Origin of the sequence: Burkholderia sp. Ac-20345 (assembly GCF_017104825.1) — a bacterium.
Lineage (GTDB): Bacteria > Pseudomonadota > Gammaproteobacteria > Burkholderiales > Burkholderiaceae > Burkholderia > Burkholderia lata_B.
This window is the reverse complement of the sequence record NZ_JAAGPO010000110.1, coordinates 1-15177: the sequence shown is the minus strand read 5'-3', so window position 1 is coordinate 15177 and position 15177 is coordinate 1. Positions and strand designations below refer to the sequence as shown.

16 protein-coding genes, 1 tRNA gene and 1 pseudogene are annotated in these 15177 nt (G+C 64.9%); 11 read left to right on the top strand and 7 right to left on the bottom strand.

Annotation, left to right across the window (positions count from 1 at the left end):
• Positions 1-14 precede the first annotated feature (14 nt).
• The gene (locus G3O06_RS30365) at positions 15-401 is read left to right on the top strand and encodes an integration host factor subunit alpha (RefSeq protein WP_006486093.1); all 387 of its coding nucleotides are present in this window, start codon (positions 15-17) and stop codon (positions 399-401) included.
• 61 nt (positions 402-462) lie between these two features.
• A complete protein-coding gene (locus G3O06_RS30360; RefSeq protein WP_174980092.1) occupies positions 463-876 on the top strand; it encodes a MerR family transcriptional regulator in 414 nt (137 codons plus the stop codon).
• Positions 877-957: 81 nt separating this feature from the next.
• On the opposite strand, the gene G3O06_RS30355 is transcribed toward G3O06_RS30360, so the two are convergent.
• The gene (locus G3O06_RS30355; protein WP_205818417.1) at positions 958-3168 is read right to left on the bottom strand and encodes a hypothetical protein; all 2211 of its coding nucleotides are present in this window, start codon (positions 3166-3168) and stop codon (positions 958-960) included.
• Positions 3169-3513: 345 nt separating this feature from the next.
• A complete protein-coding gene (locus tag G3O06_RS30350; RefSeq protein WP_346779562.1) occupies positions 3514-4326 on the bottom strand; it encodes a tyrosine-protein phosphatase in 813 nt (270 codons plus the stop codon).
• Between the two features lie 110 nt (positions 4327-4436).
• Between G3O06_RS30350 and G3O06_RS30345 the strand changes: the two genes are divergently transcribed.
• The 5 genes from G3O06_RS30345 (at position 4437) to G3O06_RS30325 (ending at position 7861) form a co-directional block, all read left to right on the top strand.
• Positions 4437-4601: a hypothetical protein gene (locus G3O06_RS30345; protein WP_205818416.1), complete on the top strand. Its 165-nt coding sequence runs from the start codon at positions 4437-4439 to the stop codon at positions 4599-4601.
• A 127-nt stretch (positions 4602-4728) separates the two neighbouring features.
• Positions 4729-5442, top strand: a complete 714-nt coding sequence (locus tag G3O06_RS30340; RefSeq protein ID WP_174912673.1) for a methyltransferase domain-containing protein — start codon at positions 4729-4731, stop codon at positions 5440-5442.
• Positions 5443-5605: 163 nt separating this feature from the next.
• Positions 5606-5682 (top strand) — tRNA-Pro (locus G3O06_RS30335).
• Between the two features lie 141 nt (positions 5683-5823).
• Positions 5824-7038 (top strand): outer membrane protein assembly factor BamC, encoded by a 1215-nt coding sequence (gene bamC / locus G3O06_RS30330; protein WP_205818415.1) that lies wholly within the window; start codon positions 5824-5826, stop codon positions 7036-7038.
• A 532-nt stretch (positions 7039-7570) separates the two neighbouring features.
• Entirely contained in the window at positions 7571-7861 is a 291-nt protein-coding gene (locus G3O06_RS30325) for a putative quinol monooxygenase (protein ID WP_174912666.1), read from the top strand.
• A 40-nt stretch (positions 7862-7901) separates the two neighbouring features.
• Here the strand turns inward: G3O06_RS30325 and G3O06_RS30320 are convergent, their stop codons facing one another.
• From G3O06_RS30320 to G3O06_RS30310, 3 genes are all read right to left on the bottom strand, one after another.
• Positions 7902-8159, bottom strand: coding sequence for a DNA-binding protein (locus G3O06_RS30320; protein WP_122945157.1), 258 nt, complete (start codon positions 8157-8159; stop codon positions 7902-7904).
• Between the two features lie 136 nt (positions 8160-8295).
• Positions 8296-8574 carry a hypothetical protein gene (locus G3O06_RS30315; protein ID WP_174969229.1) on the bottom strand — a complete coding sequence of 93 codons (279 nt, stop codon included), beginning with the start codon at positions 8572-8574 and terminating at the stop codon, positions 8296-8298.
• A 222-nt stretch (positions 8575-8796) separates the two neighbouring features.
• Positions 8797-9513 carry a YdcF family protein gene (locus tag G3O06_RS30310; RefSeq protein WP_174969228.1) on the bottom strand — a complete coding sequence of 239 codons (717 nt, stop codon included), beginning with the start codon at positions 9511-9513 and terminating at the stop codon, positions 8797-8799.
• A 157-nt stretch (positions 9514-9670) separates the two neighbouring features.
• Here G3O06_RS30310 and G3O06_RS30305 point away from each other — a divergent pair, with 157 nt between their 5' ends.
• The gene (locus G3O06_RS30305) at positions 9671-9988 is read left to right on the top strand and encodes a hypothetical protein (protein WP_011351791.1); all 318 of its coding nucleotides are present in this window, start codon (positions 9671-9673) and stop codon (positions 9986-9988) included.
• 195 nt (positions 9989-10183) lie between these two features.
• Here the strand turns inward: G3O06_RS30305 and G3O06_RS30300 are convergent, their stop codons facing one another.
• Both G3O06_RS30300 and G3O06_RS30295 read right to left on the bottom strand, forming a co-directional pair.
• Positions 10184-10435 carry a hypothetical protein gene (locus tag G3O06_RS30300; protein ID WP_174969227.1) on the bottom strand — a complete coding sequence of 84 codons (252 nt, stop codon included), beginning with the start codon at positions 10433-10435 and terminating at the stop codon, positions 10184-10186.
• A 210-nt stretch (positions 10436-10645) separates the two neighbouring features.
• A pseudogene (locus G3O06_RS30295) lies at positions 10646-11032 on the bottom strand (transposase); the annotation flags it as partial.
• 430 nt (positions 11033-11462) lie between these two features.
• Here G3O06_RS30295 and G3O06_RS30290 point away from each other — a divergent pair.
• The 3 genes from G3O06_RS30290 (at position 11463) to scpB (ending at position 14965) form a co-directional block, all read left to right on the top strand.
• A complete protein-coding gene (locus G3O06_RS30290; protein WP_011351793.1) occupies positions 11463-12365 on the top strand; it encodes a LysR family transcriptional regulator in 903 nt (300 codons plus the stop codon).
• Between the two features lie 81 nt (positions 12366-12446).
• Complete coding sequence (locus G3O06_RS30285) at positions 12447-13661, top strand: pyridoxal phosphate-dependent aminotransferase (protein WP_205818414.1); 1215 nt, start codon at positions 12447-12449, stop codon at positions 13659-13661.
• Positions 13662-13933: 272 nt separating this feature from the next.
• Entirely contained in the window at positions 13934-14965 is a 1032-nt protein-coding gene (scpB, locus tag G3O06_RS30280; protein ID WP_205818413.1) for an SMC-Scp complex subunit ScpB, read from the top strand.
• Positions 14966-15177: the final 212 nt, after the last annotated feature.

Genomic DNA, 15177 nt, shown 5'->3' with positions numbered 1-15177 from the left:
GCTGTATGGCAGATATGAACGACATGACCTCGAGTGAATTCGAAGCCCTCCTGACGGCGCAACGCAGCGCCATGAACCGCGACGCTTCGGCGCCGGCGTCCACCGAGACGCCCACGCTGACGAAGGCGGAACTGGCGGAGCTGCTGTTCGACAGCGTCGGGCTGAACAAGCGTGAAGCGAAGGACATGGTCGAGGCGTTTTTCGAGGTGATCCGCGACGCGCTCGAAAACGGCGAGAGCGTCAAGCTGTCGGGGTTCGGCAATTTCCAGTTGCGCGACAAGCCGCAGCGTCCGGGCCGCAATCCGAAGACGGGCGAGGCGATTCCGATCGCGGCCCGCCGGGTGGTAACCTTCCACGCGAGCCAGAAGCTGAAGGCGCTGGTCGAAAACGGCGCGGAGTAAGCCCCGCGCGCTGACGTCTCCGCGCGGCCGCCGCGCACCCTTTACCGACGGTTAACCGACGATGACCACTACGGTTGAGAAAGTCGTCTTGCCTCCGATTCCCGCGAAGCGCTACTTCACGATCGGTGAAGTCAGCGAACTGTGCGGGGTCAAGCCTCATGTGCTGCGTTATTGGGAACAGGAATTTACGCAACTGCGGCCGGTGAAGCGGCGTGGCAATCGTCGGTATTACCAGCACCACGAAGTACTGCTGATCCGGCGGATTCGCGAGTTGCTGTACGAGCAGGGATTCACGATCAACGGCGCGCGCAACCGGCTCGATTCGCCGGGCGGCGAGCGGGCCGTCGCAGCACCCGTCGAGCCGGAGGTACCGGCCACCGATGCACGCGCGCCGGGCAAGCCCGGCACGACCGTCGACGTAACGGCATTGCGGCAGGCGCTACTCGACGTGATCGACGGACTGAAGCACGACTGAGCGCGAAGCGCGAAGGATGAAATGAAAAGCCCGGTTGGCAACGTGCCACCGGGCTTTTTTCATGCGTGACGTGCACGCACATCAGCGCGACGCGAGCGGGTTCCTTTTCCCCATGTCGACGACCAGCGTGCCGTCCGGCAGCATCCGCACCGAGCCTTGTGCGACCTGGCTGCGGTAGCCGTACAGGTCGAAACGCATCGGGCCGGCCTCGGCCGAATTCCGGATCAGCGCGCGCACGTTCAGTTCAAGTACGTTGAACATCTTCATGTCGCCGCCTTCCATCCACATGTAGCTCGGCGCATCGATCTGCGGCCGTTGCGGCGCAGGTGCGCCCGCCGCGCGCCGGAACGTGAGGCGCAGCCCGTCACGCTCGACGGTGGCCTGTCCGAGCTTGCCGTTCAGCATGGGCGGCGGGAACACGGTGTACTGGTCGAGCACGAGCGTGTCGCCGCGCAGTTCCGCGCCGCGCCGCTGCAACGGCGTCAGCGAAGCGAGCTCGATGCCGAGCGAGCGCAGCAGCTTCGCCTGCGGAATGCCGAGCACCGACACCTGGGACGGCTTGAACGCGAGGTGCCGGTCATCGAGCACGGACAGCGTGCCCTTCATGTCGGTCGGCAGCCAGACGCCGGGCACGTGGTTCCACAGCTTGATGCCACCCTGGACGCGTAGGTTCGTGCCGTCCGCGCTCAGTTGCAGGTCGTTGAGCGAGCGCGGCGAGTAGTCGAGCAGATAATTGTTGAAGAGCGCGGACATTGCCTTCCACGACTCGACGACCGTGCCGCCGAGGATGCGGATGTCGTACTGGTTCGGATCGTCGAGATCGACGGGTTCGCCGGGCCGCTTCGAGACGAGTTCCACGTCGAGATCCTCGACGTGAAAGCCGATATCCCCGGACAGGTTGAAGTCGACGTTGCGCAAGTGGATCGTCGGGTTGCGGTTCGACACGTGCCGTTCGTTGAACGGCGTGGTCGACGTGCGCCGCATCGCGACCTTCTGCATGCCGGGTTGAGCGATGTTCGCCGCGAGTGCGGAGGCTTCCCAGTGCTGGCGTATGTCGCGCAGCGCATTCTGCTGCGCGGCGAGGAAGCTGTCGTTCAGGCGCGCGGCCGCGTTGCCGAGCAGCGCGCCGCTGGCCGGGCCCGCGTACGACGGCATCCGGATCGCCATCGCACCGTTTTCGTCGAAATTGAAGTAGCCGGCCGACACCTGGTCGCGATAGTGATACAGGTCGAACACGAAAGTCTGGTCGCGCTTCGTGGAATCGACCGGGCCGATCAGGATGTCCGCGTTCATCGGCATCGAGCGCATGAACTTCACATCGCCGCCGCGAATGACCATCGCTTGCTGCGGCGCGTTCGCGGGCATCGCAAAGCCGGCATGCGTGCCGTCGTCGAGCTTCAGGTCGAGACCGGCCGGCGTGACCCGCAGCGCGGTGATCGTGAGCTTCAGGCGCGGCGGCGGCATCAGCTTGTCGACCGCCATCACGAGATCGTCGCCGGCGAGTTGCGCGATCGGCGTCTGGACTTTCAGCAGGTCGGCCATCTTCACGTTGGCCGCGCGCATCACCGGCTGCGCGTTGATGCCCGACACGCGCACACCCGTCGGATGGAACACGAGCTGGCTGCCGTCACGGATCGCGAGCGTGCCCGTCAGCGAGAACGGCACCCAGCCGTCGCGCTGCATCTCGCCTTGCAGGTGAATCACGCCGTCGCCGGCCGACACGGCGAGCTTGCGCAGCGGCGCGTTGCGATAGCCGAAGATGTAGGTGTTGAAGAGGGCGGTCAGCTTCGCGTCGTCGAGCGTGACCGTGCCTTCATGCACGTCGATCTCGAAACTCGTCGGATCGTCGAACACGATCGGCGCGCTGGCCTGTGTCGGTACGAGCGTCGCCGACAACTGATGGATGAAGAAGCCGAGGTTGTTGACGATGCGGAAATCGACATCGCGCAGGAACGTCATCGCGCCGTTCTGGCCCGAGTCGCGCAGCGTGAACGGGCGCGGTTGCGTGAGGCTGATCGATGCGAGCGACGGCACGGTGCGTGCGACCTGCTGCTCTCGGGCGAGACGTTCGGCCTTGGTGCGTTCGATCTTCGTCGACGCGACCGACGTGTTGCCGTCACGCTGCGCGGACGATTCCGCACAACCGGCACACAGCAGCGCGAGCGCCAGCACGCCGCAGCCGAACACGCGGGATGTCCTGGGCGAGATGGGGCGGGCCACGCGTGGCGGGCCGGAAATCCAGTCGAAAATTGCCAAAGGCGAGCGATGGCCGCGCCGGACCGCATTCCGCATCGTCTGTCTCCATGTCTTGTCGTGATCGACGGCGGCGCGCGCCACTGCACGGCGCGAGCGTCGATGCCGTGCAGTGTGGCATAGCGAGCTAGAGCGTCGTTACCAAACAACGGGCGCCCGGAGAGGGCGGACCGGCGGGCTGCGGGACAACGGATTCGGGGCGGCCGGGCGGCCGGATCAAACGGTCGTTTGGTTTGCGCGGCCCGTCGTCGGCGGATGTTGCTGCGTCCGGGCAAACCCGCTCCAGCCTTGGCCGGTGCGGGTTTCGCCGGATGGGGCGGGCCGCGTCCGCGGCGGTCGAGGCGCGAATGCGATCCGGCCCCGTCGCGGCAGCCCGCGGGTCGGTCAGACCAGCATGTGCTGACGGATTGCGTTCAGCGTGGCCTGGTCGAGTTGCAGGCCGTTCGCGATATACGACGTCATCGAGCCGTACGACGCGGTGACCTGATCGAATGCCGCCTGCAGATAGTCGGTGTGTGCGCCTTGCAGCGCGGTCATCATGTCTGCCGCATTTTGGCCGCCGGCTTTTTGCGCCTGGGCGATCGAGGCGGCGATTTCCGATGCGCTATAGGTGTTGGTCAGCAGATAGTCGGCGAGTATCGTCTGCCCGGAGATGCCGAGGATCGTGTGCAGGATGGCGGTCGCCCAGCCCGTGCGATCCTTGCCGGCCGTGCAGTGGAACACCAGGTTTTCGCCGGAGGCAGCGAAGCCGGTGAAGAGCGCGTGATAGCTGGCATGCGCGGTGTCCGACGTGACGAACGCGCGGTACATGCTCAACATGAATGCCGTCGCGGTGGCGCCGGTGGTCGGGATCGGACCGATACTGGTGGCCCCGAGCACGTTGAGGTTTTGCCAGGTGGCGCCGGCCAGCGGCACATCCGGTTGCGTCTTGATCTCGGCGGGCGTGCGCAGGTCGCAGACCTGCCTGATGCCGAGCGTGCCGACGGTGGCGACGTCGGCGGCGGACAACGCGAGCGCGGATGACCGATAGATCACGCCTTTCTTCATCTTCGCGCCGCTCGTCGTCACGTAGCCGGTTCCGTCCGGCCCGGCCGTGTCGCGAAAATTCGATACCGAACTCAGCCGTGGCGTCGTGACCGGCGCGACCGCAATCGAGTCGCCTCCGCATGCCGACAGTAGCGACGTGCTCCCCAGCACCACGCCTATCGTGCCGGCGCCCAGCTGGAGAAAATGTCGACGGGAAATTTCGTTTTTCTGATGCATTCAATGCCCTTTGTCGCAGACGGTTACAAGAGGTCGCGACTGCGGTGGTGACCGGAGCCGCCTCCTGCATCGCGCGCGACGCGGCAAAGCCGGGGCGGGCCGGATCGATCGGCATGCAGTCGCACGGGTCGCCCGTGCGCATCGATCTCGCGCCGGGTAATCGCACGGTAGCGATTTGCGGCGAAGCGGCCATCGTCCTTTTCGATTAGGGCGGCGTGGGGGTTGCCGGTGTCGGCTGCGCGTTGTCGACAGGTAGGATCGGTGGCAGCGGCGAGGTAAGATCGGCATACAAATGCTGTATCGACCAGAGCACGGTAGCCATCACGGGGAAACGTCATGGATCTCAAGGAAGTCGACGTATTGGGTGCGGGCGTGGGCGATCACTGGTACTACGCGTCGAAGGCGAGTGCGATCCGTCGATTCCTGGGGGCGCCGGGTGCGAAGCGGATACTCGATGTCGGTGCAGGCTCCGGCTTCTTCTCGAAGCACTTGCTGGAGCGTACGCAGGCGATGGAAGCATGGTGTGTCGATACGAGCTACGCCGACGATACCGACGGCGAAGCGTCCGGCAAGCCCATCCACTTTCGGCGATCCGTTGATCGATTCGACGCCGATCTCGTGTTGCTGATGGACGTGCTTGAACACGTCGACGACGATGTCGGTCTGTTGATGCAGTACGTAAAGGGCGCGCCTTCGGGCAGCCGGTTCCTGATCACGGTTCCCGCGTTCCAGTTCCTCTGGAGCGGCCATGACGATTTTCTCGAGCACAAGCGCCGATATACGCTCGGCGGTCTCGAGGACGTGGTGCGTCGCGCGGGGCTCGACGTCGAGCACGGTGCCTATTATTTCGGCCTCACGTTTCCGCTCGCGGCAGCGTTGCGGCTGGGCGAGCGTGCGCGCCGGCATTCTCGCGAGCCGGCGTCGCAATTGCGCCGTCACCATCCGTTCGTCAATGGCCTGCTCAAGACGATCTGCCGCATCGAGTTGCCGATGTTCCGCTTCAATCGCGTCGCCGGGCTGACCGTCATCTGTGTCGCACGCAAGCGGTGAATGCGTTGTGATGCGAGGCCGTGTGGCCGGTGCGCAGGGCGCCATGGCATGCGCGTCGTTGCGTGCATCGGTACCGTCACGCCAAAAAATTTCACAAGAATGTCCACAAAATGCATGCGACCCGTTCTAAATCGGAAAACTGTCTGTTATAATTTTTTTCTTTCGGGGCGTAGCGCAGCCTGGTAGCGTACCTGCATGGGGTGCAGGTGGTCGGAGGTTCAAATCCTCTCGCCCCGACCAGATAAAGAACCCGCGTCAGCTCAGGCTGACGCGGGTTTTTTCTTGCCGGTCGCTTTTTTGCACATCGCGGCGCGGCCCCGGTAAAATGCAAGGTTGATCCACGGAAAGCGCCGTGATTTAGCGGAAGAGGATTCCCCGAACATGACTGATCTTCGTCTTACCATGCGGTTCGCTGCAGTGCTCGCAACCGGCGCGCTCGTCGCCGGTTGCGGTACGTCGTCGCCCACGAAAGTGGACTACAAGAGCGATTCGAAATCGAAGGAAGCGTCGCTCGCAGTGCCGCCCAATATGCTCGACGAGACGGCCGATCAGCGTTCGCTGCCGCCCCAGGGCGGCGCGACTTCCCTGTCCGCGCTTCAGCAGGTCCAGCAGGCGGCGCCTGCGCTGGACACCGTTGCTCCAGCCGTTGCAGGCATGCATATCCAGCGCGACGGCACCGAGAGCTGGCTCGTGATCGACGGCAAGCAACCTGCCGCCGTCTGGCCGCAGGTTCGCCGCTTCTGGCAGGAGCAGGGCTTCCTGCTCGTCGTCGACCAGCGCGACAAGGGCGTGATGGAAACCGACTGGAACGAAACCCATCCGCAGATCAACGACGGCCTGATCCGCAGCGTGATCTCGAAGGCGATGGGCAACTCGTACGTGACGGCCGAACGCAACAAGTACCGTACGCGTCTCGATTCGGCGCCGAATGGCGGCACTTACGTGTTCATCAGCCAGAAGGGGATGCGTGAAGCAATCACGGGCTCGAACAACGATTCGAGCAAGTGGGAACCGAAGCCGAACGATCCGGCGCTCGAAACCGAATACCTGAAGCGGTTGATGGCCGTGCTCGCACAGAACGAGCAGCGCGCGAAGAACGGCGAGCCGCCGATCGCGAACATCAAGGACAACACGGTACCGAAGGAAAAGGACAAGAAGGCCGACGCCGACGCATCGTCGAAGGCTGCTGCTGCGATTGCCGCGCAAAACGTCTCCCGCACGTCGGCACAAGGCAACGATACGGCCGACGCCGCCGTGCCGTCGGAAGTCACGCTCGGCGAGGCGTATGACCGGTCGTGGCTGCACGTCGGTCTCGCGCTCGATCGTGCGAACTTCACGGTCGACGATCGCGATCGTACGAAGGGCCTGTATTTCGTGCGCTATGTCGATCCGAAGGATCTGAGTTCGGCCGAGCAAGGCTTCTGGAGTCAGCTGTTCCACGGCAAGAAGGAAAAGCAGGCGAAGCAATACCGCGTCAACGTGAAGGCGCTCACGGCCGACCAGACGCGCGTGGCGGTCGTCGACGATTCGGGGGCGACCGACACGTCGTCGGCGGCTCGCCAGATCATGGGGCTGCTCGTGAATCAGCTCCGCTGATTTCGACGTTTCTCCGCATCAATGAAAAGCCCGCCACATGGCGGGCTTTTTTCATGGCCGCTCGCCGGCGCGCACGGGTGCGGGAGGTTCGGTTCCTCCTCGTGACGTTACGTAACATCCGCGCGTTACGGCGGCAGAACACATGCCGCATTGTCGCGGACTTAAAAAATTTCCTTATAAATCAACAAGGTGATCGGCCTGTGTCGGCTGGCACGCAACCTGCTTTATAGGTTGGAATCGTTGAAACAGGGAGGACGGCGTCAGATACCGGGGGTGCGCCGCGAGCGCCCGATCAACGGAATCGACGTCTTCGAATGCCGGCGCGACAAGCGTCGGCGCAACAGATGACGATCCGCGCCAGCGTGCGGATCTCGATGGCCCCGTCGCCTATCCTCGTAGGGCGACGGTTTCGCCCGCGCTTCTCTGAAGCGCGGGCTATTTTTTTGGGGGGGGGCGTCGTGCGGTGCCGTGCCGACGCAGCCGACGCGCGATTCGCGTATTCTCGGACTTTTCCAGATGAAAGGGGGCGGGAATGGCCGAAATTGCAGTCGTGGCGCTGATCGTGGCGAAGCCGGGCGCCGAGGAGAAGTTGCGTGCCCAGCTCGAAGGGATCGTCGAGCCGACCCGCAACGAAGCCGGCGCATTGCAGTACGACTTGCACCGGGACCTGAAGGAGCCCGCGCGGTTCGTATTCGTCGAGCGCTGGGAAAGCGAGGAGGCGTTGGCTGCGCATGCGCGTTCCGCGCACATTCTCGCTTATCGGGAAGCGGCTGCGAACTGGATCGAGCGTTCCGAAATCCGCGTGCTGTCGAAGCTCGTCTGAGCCGGGTGAGGCGACCGGACGCGTCCGGTCGCGGTGTGCGTCAGTGCGACGTGTTGGGCACGTCGAGGATCAGGATGATCGTCCAGTCGGCGTCGCCGTCGTGATGATACTGGCGCTCGGCCACGATGAACGGCGCCTGCTTGCCTTGCGGGCCAAGGAAGAGCACGTCGCCCTCCATCGGCAGACACTCGATCGGCGGCAGCGCGAGGAACGCGTCGGCCGAGCCGCGGGGCATCAGTTGCTTGATCTGGCGAGTGGCGGCTTCGGTCCACTCGATGTCGAGTTGAATGTTGCTCATGCTGTCCTCCGCACCGGGGTGCGCACGGGTGGAAAAATTCGGTGCGCGACTTTAGCACAGCGCACGGGCACCGCAACCAAAAAAGCCGAACCCGGTTGCCCGGATTCGGCTTTTCGCTTGTGCGGTGCCGCCGAACTTACTGGCTGGCAGCGTCTGCGGCCTTGGCAGCTTTCTTGCCGGCCTTCTTCGCGGCAGCCTTGTGGTGAGCAGCCTTCTTGCCGTGGTGATGTTCTTCCTGCGCCGCCGGCTGAGCGGCTTCGGCCGCTTGCTGCTGCTGCAGCGCCTGCGCGCGCTGCTCGATCTCGGAGATCTTGGCCGGATCGGTAATCGTCTTGATTTCCGTGCTCTCTTGCGCATACGCTGCGCCAGTCAGCGCCGACATCGCTACCAGGATAGCCAGGGACGTCTTCTTCATTGCTTTACCTCCGCTAAGTGGTGATGAACCCGAGTGTTGCCGTTTTGTCTGGCGACTGCAATCGAGTGCGTGTCGAGTGTAACAAAAGTGACGGATCAATGTGCATCGGATCGTGGCGCGACGTAAGGCCCCGTTGAAGTCGCGCAACACTTCGCGCACTTCGTCACGCGCCTGCCATCGTCGTCGCAGCAGTCATTTCCGCGCCGGTTTTCGCCGCCGCGGTCAGAACCATCCGAGCCATCGATAGACATGGAACTGCGCGATGCCGGCCAGTTCGTGCAGCGCCTGTTCGGCGTTGGCCACATTGCGCCAGCGCGGCAGCCAGCCCGTTTGCGCGCGCCGGCGATTCGCATAAACGGGCTGAGGATCGATCCCGAAATGGCGGAAATCGAGCAATGCGCGGCGCATCTGGTATGACGAAGTGACGAGAATGCGTGCGTCGTCATACTGTGAGCGTAGTATAGACGCAGTGAATTTCGCATTTTCGTAGGTCGTGCGGCTATCCGGTTCCAGAATGAGGTCCGCGGGAGCGATACCTTCTGCGACGAGTTGGCGCCCGTAGACGGCCGCTTCGGTTTCGCCGTGATGCTGCGGGTCACCGCCCGACATCACCACGGTGCAGCGCTCGGCCTGCTGCCGGCAAGTGCGGTAGAGCGCCGCGACCTTGTGGATGCGGGCGGCTCCGTCAGGTGGCGGCCGCAGCCCGGTGTCGGTGCGCCGCGTGCCGGCACCGATGAGAATCAGTGTGGTCCGCCCGTGCATGTCCGGGTGCTCGACGGGTACGACGCCCGCCTCGGTCCAGGCGATCAGCGGCGCGGCGAGCCAGCCTGTCGCGAGCAGCCAGAACAGCGCAACGGCGGCGATCGAGATGATTCGCCGCCGCTTGCGGCAGAGCATGAAACAGATGAAGAGAAGTACAAATGAATCGAACAGAATCAATTTGATTGGGGTATGGTGTCTTTTTATGGACGGCTGACGATCCGGCCCTGACGCGACGCCGAACGTCGGCCTCCAGAATCGGTGGCGGTATCGGCGGGCGGAGACCCCGCCCGGCGCACCGCTTCGCATTGTCGCTGCACTTTAAGAAAGAATCGAGATGGCCACGTATTCCAACGAAGCGGTGCTCGACGCATTGAGACGAGTGCAGTACCGCCAGGTACCGTGGGCGCGCCGCCCAGGCGTGTTCGAGTATCTCCGTTCACTCGGGCTGATGGACACGGTCAGGCAGAAAACCGTGGCTCCCGCGCCGGGCTTCCACGCACCGGTCGACATTGCCGTGCTGACCGAAAGCGGTCGAGCCGAATTCTCGCGCCTCGAGCGCGACGAGAAATTACTTTCCTGGACCGATCGCCGCATGGCCGACTACGCATTGAGCGAAGCGAGTGCCGTGGCGATTCTCGAAAGCCGCCTGTAGCGGCCGATCATCCCGCCGCGCGCATCGCCATACAACTGGCGATGCCCAAAAAAAAGCCCGTATCGCGAGGATACGGGCGTACCGGATACTTTTGCTGTTGCCACGCTGTGCTCATGGCAACGTTGTGACTCGTCGTATGCAGCGCAGTTCCCGGCAGCGGGCATTTTCTTTGGCGAAATCCTGAAATTGGCAGGACTACGGATGACGCGGCACGTCCGACGGCTGCGAGCCGATGCGCGCTCGCGCATTGCTGGCGATGTCGCCGCGCAGGTCGCCGCGCGGGACGGTCTGCCGGCTCGACGGGTTGGCGGACGGTGGCTGGCGGAGGCTGTTCCGGTGATCCTGCTGGCGATGGGGTGGCTTCGTGCGATCGTCGGCGTGGGCTGGAGCGGACAACGCCAGGGAAATGACAATGCCGCATGCGACGAGCAGTGACATTGGTTTCATGGCGGGGCTCCCTTCAAGCCGTCGACGCGGCCTGTTGATATGTCGCTAAGGTAAGCGTGGGAGTGCAGGCTTGCTGTAAATATTCGTAAATAGTTGTATCGCGGCACGACAACGGTAATCGACGGCAACGCAGGCGTCGCGAACAGGTCGCGTCGCAAAAAGAAACCGGGCGGCCGAAGCCGCCCGATCGAGCATTCGTTACGCCATCTTGACGGGCGCGCGCCAGGACTCCGGATTGGTCCAGAAGGCGCCGCGCAGCCGGTCGCGGCTCGGAGGTGCGGGCGGCTTCGCGGCGCTTGCGCCGATGCGCCCGCGCAGGGAGATCTGCCGGCCGCTCGTGCCGAGTCGCTTCACGATTTCGGCGAGCGTGCCGTCCGCCTGCCATTCGTCGAAGCGACGGCGGCAAGTCGGCGGCGACGGATAGCGGCCCGGCAGCTTCGACCAGCCTTCACCCGTCGACAGCACCCACAGCACGGCGTTCACCACCGAGCGGGCTTCCACGCGGGGGCGGCCGCGCCGCTCACTCCGTGCGGGTTCAGAGCAAAACAGACCCTCGACCAGCGCCCACTCGTTATCTCTCAAATCGTCGAACAGCATCATGTCCTCACCTCAGCGAAGCTAACTCCGGTGCGCTGCCCTGCGCCGCGCACTCTTCAAGCACTCGATCGTCGAGTGCCGGGTGGGGGCGTCCGGTTGGCCGGCAGCGGCGTTTCTGCTCTTCCGTCCGACAAACCTGCGCCCTGTGCGCCAGGTAATGCACGAAGCGTGCCATGTCGGAGGTAATTCCCTCGAGAGCCGCTTGGCAGCGAGCTAACGGCTAAGTCAGCTAGGGGCGTATAAGACGCCAAAATAACCCGCCAGCAAATCGGGACAATCACCAATCTTGTGCAGTTCGCCCGCACCACGTGCGTTCGCGGATGTATTGCACCGCAGCGAAACATGTGGGGCAGGTGCCTGATTCGCACATCGACCCCGGATTCGCGCATTAAAATCGCGCATCGATATCGAAGATTGATGAGGTCAGGAAATGAACGTCACGCTGCGCCAGCTTCGCGTCTTCATCGAAGTCGCGCGGCTCAAGAGCTTCAGCCGTGCGGGCGACGAGATCGGGCTCACGCAGTCCGCGGTCAGCCGCTGCGTGCGCGAGCTCGAGGCCGAGCTCGGGTTGAAGCTGATCGACCGCACGACGCGCGACGTGCAGCTGACCGATGTCGGCGCGAACCTGATCGCGAGCGTGTCGCGTCTGCTCGACGATCTCGACGACACGCTGCGCGAGATTCGCGAGATCGGCGAGCAGCGCCGCGGGCGCGTGATCGTCGCGGCAAGCCCGACGATCGCATGCCGGCTGATGCCGCGCGTGGTTGCGTCGTGCGAGCGGCAGTTCCCGTTCGTGACGCTCGGTTTGCGCGATGACGTGCAGAGCGACGTGTTGCGCAAGGTGAAGTCGAGCGAGGTCGATTTCGGCGTCGTGATCGGGCCGCTCGCGGTGGCCGATCTCGTCTGCGAATCGCTGATGACCGATTCGTTCTGCCTGGTCGCGCGCGCCGACCATCCGCTCGCGGCGCGTGCCGAGGTGCCCTGGACGGCGCTGGACGGCGAGCGCCTCGTGCTCCTCGATCATGCGTCGGGAAGCCGTCCGCTGATCGATGCGGCGCTGGCCGCCCATCGCGTCAACGCGACGGTCATGCAGGAGCTCGGGCATTCGGCGACCGTGTTCGGGCTCGTCGAGGCCGGCGTCGGCGTGAGCGTGCAGCCGTGGCTGTCGCTGCCGCTACCTGCCGGCTCGACGCTCGTCGCGCGGCCGCTCACGCCACGCACCGAGCGCACGGTCGAGCTGGTGCGCCGCCGTGATCGGTCGTTGTCGCCCGCTGCGCAGGCGATCTGGGAACTCGTGCGGCAGATGCCGGCGAGGGCGGAGGACCTCGACTGACGCGCACCGATGCCGATGCGCGCCGGTCCGGCCTGCGGGCCGGTACACTACGCGGATCGTGGTCCTCGATGGTGGTTCTCGATGGCGCATTCCGCAGATTCTCTTCCGTTGACCGGCGCGCCGGCGGCACGCGACGCGGTGCACGCGTTGCGTCCGTCGCTGATCCGGGAAGTAGCCAACGCAGGCTTTGGCGTGTCGGACATGCTGCCGTTCTGGTTCGGCGAATCCGATCGCGTGACGCCGGACTTCATCCGCGACGCCGCTGCGGCGGCGCTGCGCGATGGCGCAACCTTCTACACGCACAACCTCGGTACCGAGCCGCTGCGCGACGCGATCGCGGCCTACGTCGGCGCCCGCCACGGCGCGACGGCGGCCGACACGGTGGCCGTGACGAGTTCGGGCGTGAGCGCGCTGATGCTCGCCGCCCAGATGCTGGTCGGTCCGGGCGAGCGCGTTGTCGCGGTCACGCCGCTGTGGCCGAATCTCGTCGAGATTCCGAAGATCCTTGGTGCGCAGGTCGAATGCGTGCCGCTCGGCTATGGCGATGCGGGCTGGCAGCTCGATGTCGGGCGGCTGCTTGCGGCGCTGACGCCCGATACGCGGATGCTGCTGATCAATTCGCCGAACAATCCGACCGGCTGGACGATGTCGCGCGACGACCAGCAAGCCGTGCTCGCCCATTGCCGCCGCCACGGCATCTGGCTGGTTGCCGATGAGGTGTACGAGCGGCTCGCTTTCGACACGGACGGCGCGGGCGGCGCGCCATCGTTCCTCGACATCGCGTCGCGCGACGAGCGGGTCGTCGTCGTGAATTCGTTTTCCAAGGCATGGGCGATGACGGGCTGGCGTCTGGGATGGCTCATCGCGCCGGCAGCGGTGATGGGCGATCTGTCGAAGCTCGTCGAATACAACACGTCGTGTGCGCCGGGCTTCGTGCAGGCCGCGGGTGAGGTCGCGCTGCGTGATGGCGAGCCGTTCGTGCGGTCGTTCGTCGCGGCGCTGCGAGACGCGCGCGATCACCTGGTTGCCGCGTTGCGGACCCTGCCGGGCGTCGAGGTGGTGCCGCCTCCACCGGGCGCGATGTACGTGTTCCTGCGCCTGCCGGGCGCGGCCGACAGCCTGGCGTTCTGCAAGGCGCTGGTGCGCGATGCGGGGCTCGGCCTTGCGCCCGGGCGCGCTTTCGGCCCGGAGGGGGAAGGGTTCGTGCGTTGGTGCTACGCATGCGATCCGGCGCGACTCGACGCGGGCGTCGAGCGGCTGCGCCGGTTCCTCGCGCGCGGCGCAGTTGCCCGCTGAAGCGGGGCCGGAGCGGATTCGGTGTGCTGGCGGCAGCCCGTTCGGCTCATCTTTACGCACCGGGCAATTTTGCGTAATATGGCGCTCAGTCACGCGGTTCCGTCGTTGAGCCGTGCTGTTCCGTCCGGTTTGGGCCTGGCCTGAAGTTGGTTCGCCGCCCCCGGTTCGTGCTCCCATCAATATGACCGATCAGAATCGGGCGAGCGCGTCTTCCGTTCCTTTCGTCTGTTTGTTGATCCGGTTCGTTTGACCACAGGGTCTGGCCTAGCTGCATGAATACCCAAGAGGCGAAGATCGTCCTCGAGACTGCTTTGATCTGCGCGCAGGAACCGCTGAAGCTCGGCGATTTGCGCAAGCTCTTTGCCGACGGCGTGTCGGCTGACACGGTCCGCACGTTGCTCGAAGATCTGAAACAGGATTGGTCCGGTCGCGGCGTCGAACTGGTGGCGCTGGCGACCGGATGGCGCTTCCAGAGCAAGCCGGCGATGCGTCACTATCTGGATCGCCTGCATCCCGAGAAGCCGCCGAAGTATTCGCGAGCGGTGCTCGAAACGCTCGCGATCATCGCGTACCGGCAGCCGGTCACGCGCGGCGACATCGAAGAGATTCGCGGTGTGACGGTCAATACGCAGGTGGTCAAGCAACTCGAGGATCGCGGCTGGATCGAAGTGATCGGTCATCGCGACGTGCCGGGACGCCCGGCGCTGTATGCGACGACCAAGCAGTTCCTCGACGACCTCGGCCTGAAGGCGCTCGACGATCTGCCTGCGCTCGAGGAGCCGGCCGCGAACATCGAGGCTGCGCTGCTGGCGCAGCAGGCAATGGATTTCGACGGGGACGTGCCGGTTGCGGATGACGCAGCGGGCGACACGCCGCAATCGGATGAGGCGTCCGCCGGTCAATCGGCGGAATTGCCGGGTGATTCCGCGGCGGACATCGTGTCGACGCAGGAAATCCCGAGTCGCGATACGCTCGAGGCTGATCGCGGGCACGCGGAACAAATGGAACAGGCTGGCGCCGAAGCAGTGCCGGCCGGTGTGCAGCCCGAGCCGCTGCGCGCGGATTGGAGCGAGGAAGATCGCAAGCCGGCTGCCGAAGCGGTTGCCGGAGACGGAGCGGAAGCGGCCGGCGACATGCCCGGCGAGGCTGGCCAGGCCGACGCCTCCCGTTCCCGTCCCGCGGACGACGAGATGCTGGACGACACGTCCGACAGTCTCGCCGACGCCGTACGAAGCGCCAGTGCACCCATCGGTGCCGACGCGCTGCCGGACGACGAAGCAGAACCCAAACAGCGTCGCGCCTGATCGCGGCCAACTTCTTGCCGCGCCCGCGCCGGGCGCGAGACCTGACATTTTGAGGTTGTTTTGACAGATATCCACGATATTGAATCGTCCGCGCCTGCCGTGCAGGCAGCGCGTGCCGACGATGCGCCGGAGCAGGGCGCTTCGGCCGAGGGTGGCGACGAGCGTCCCCGCCGCGGTTTGCGGCGAGGCCCGCGCAGCCTGATCGCGCGGCA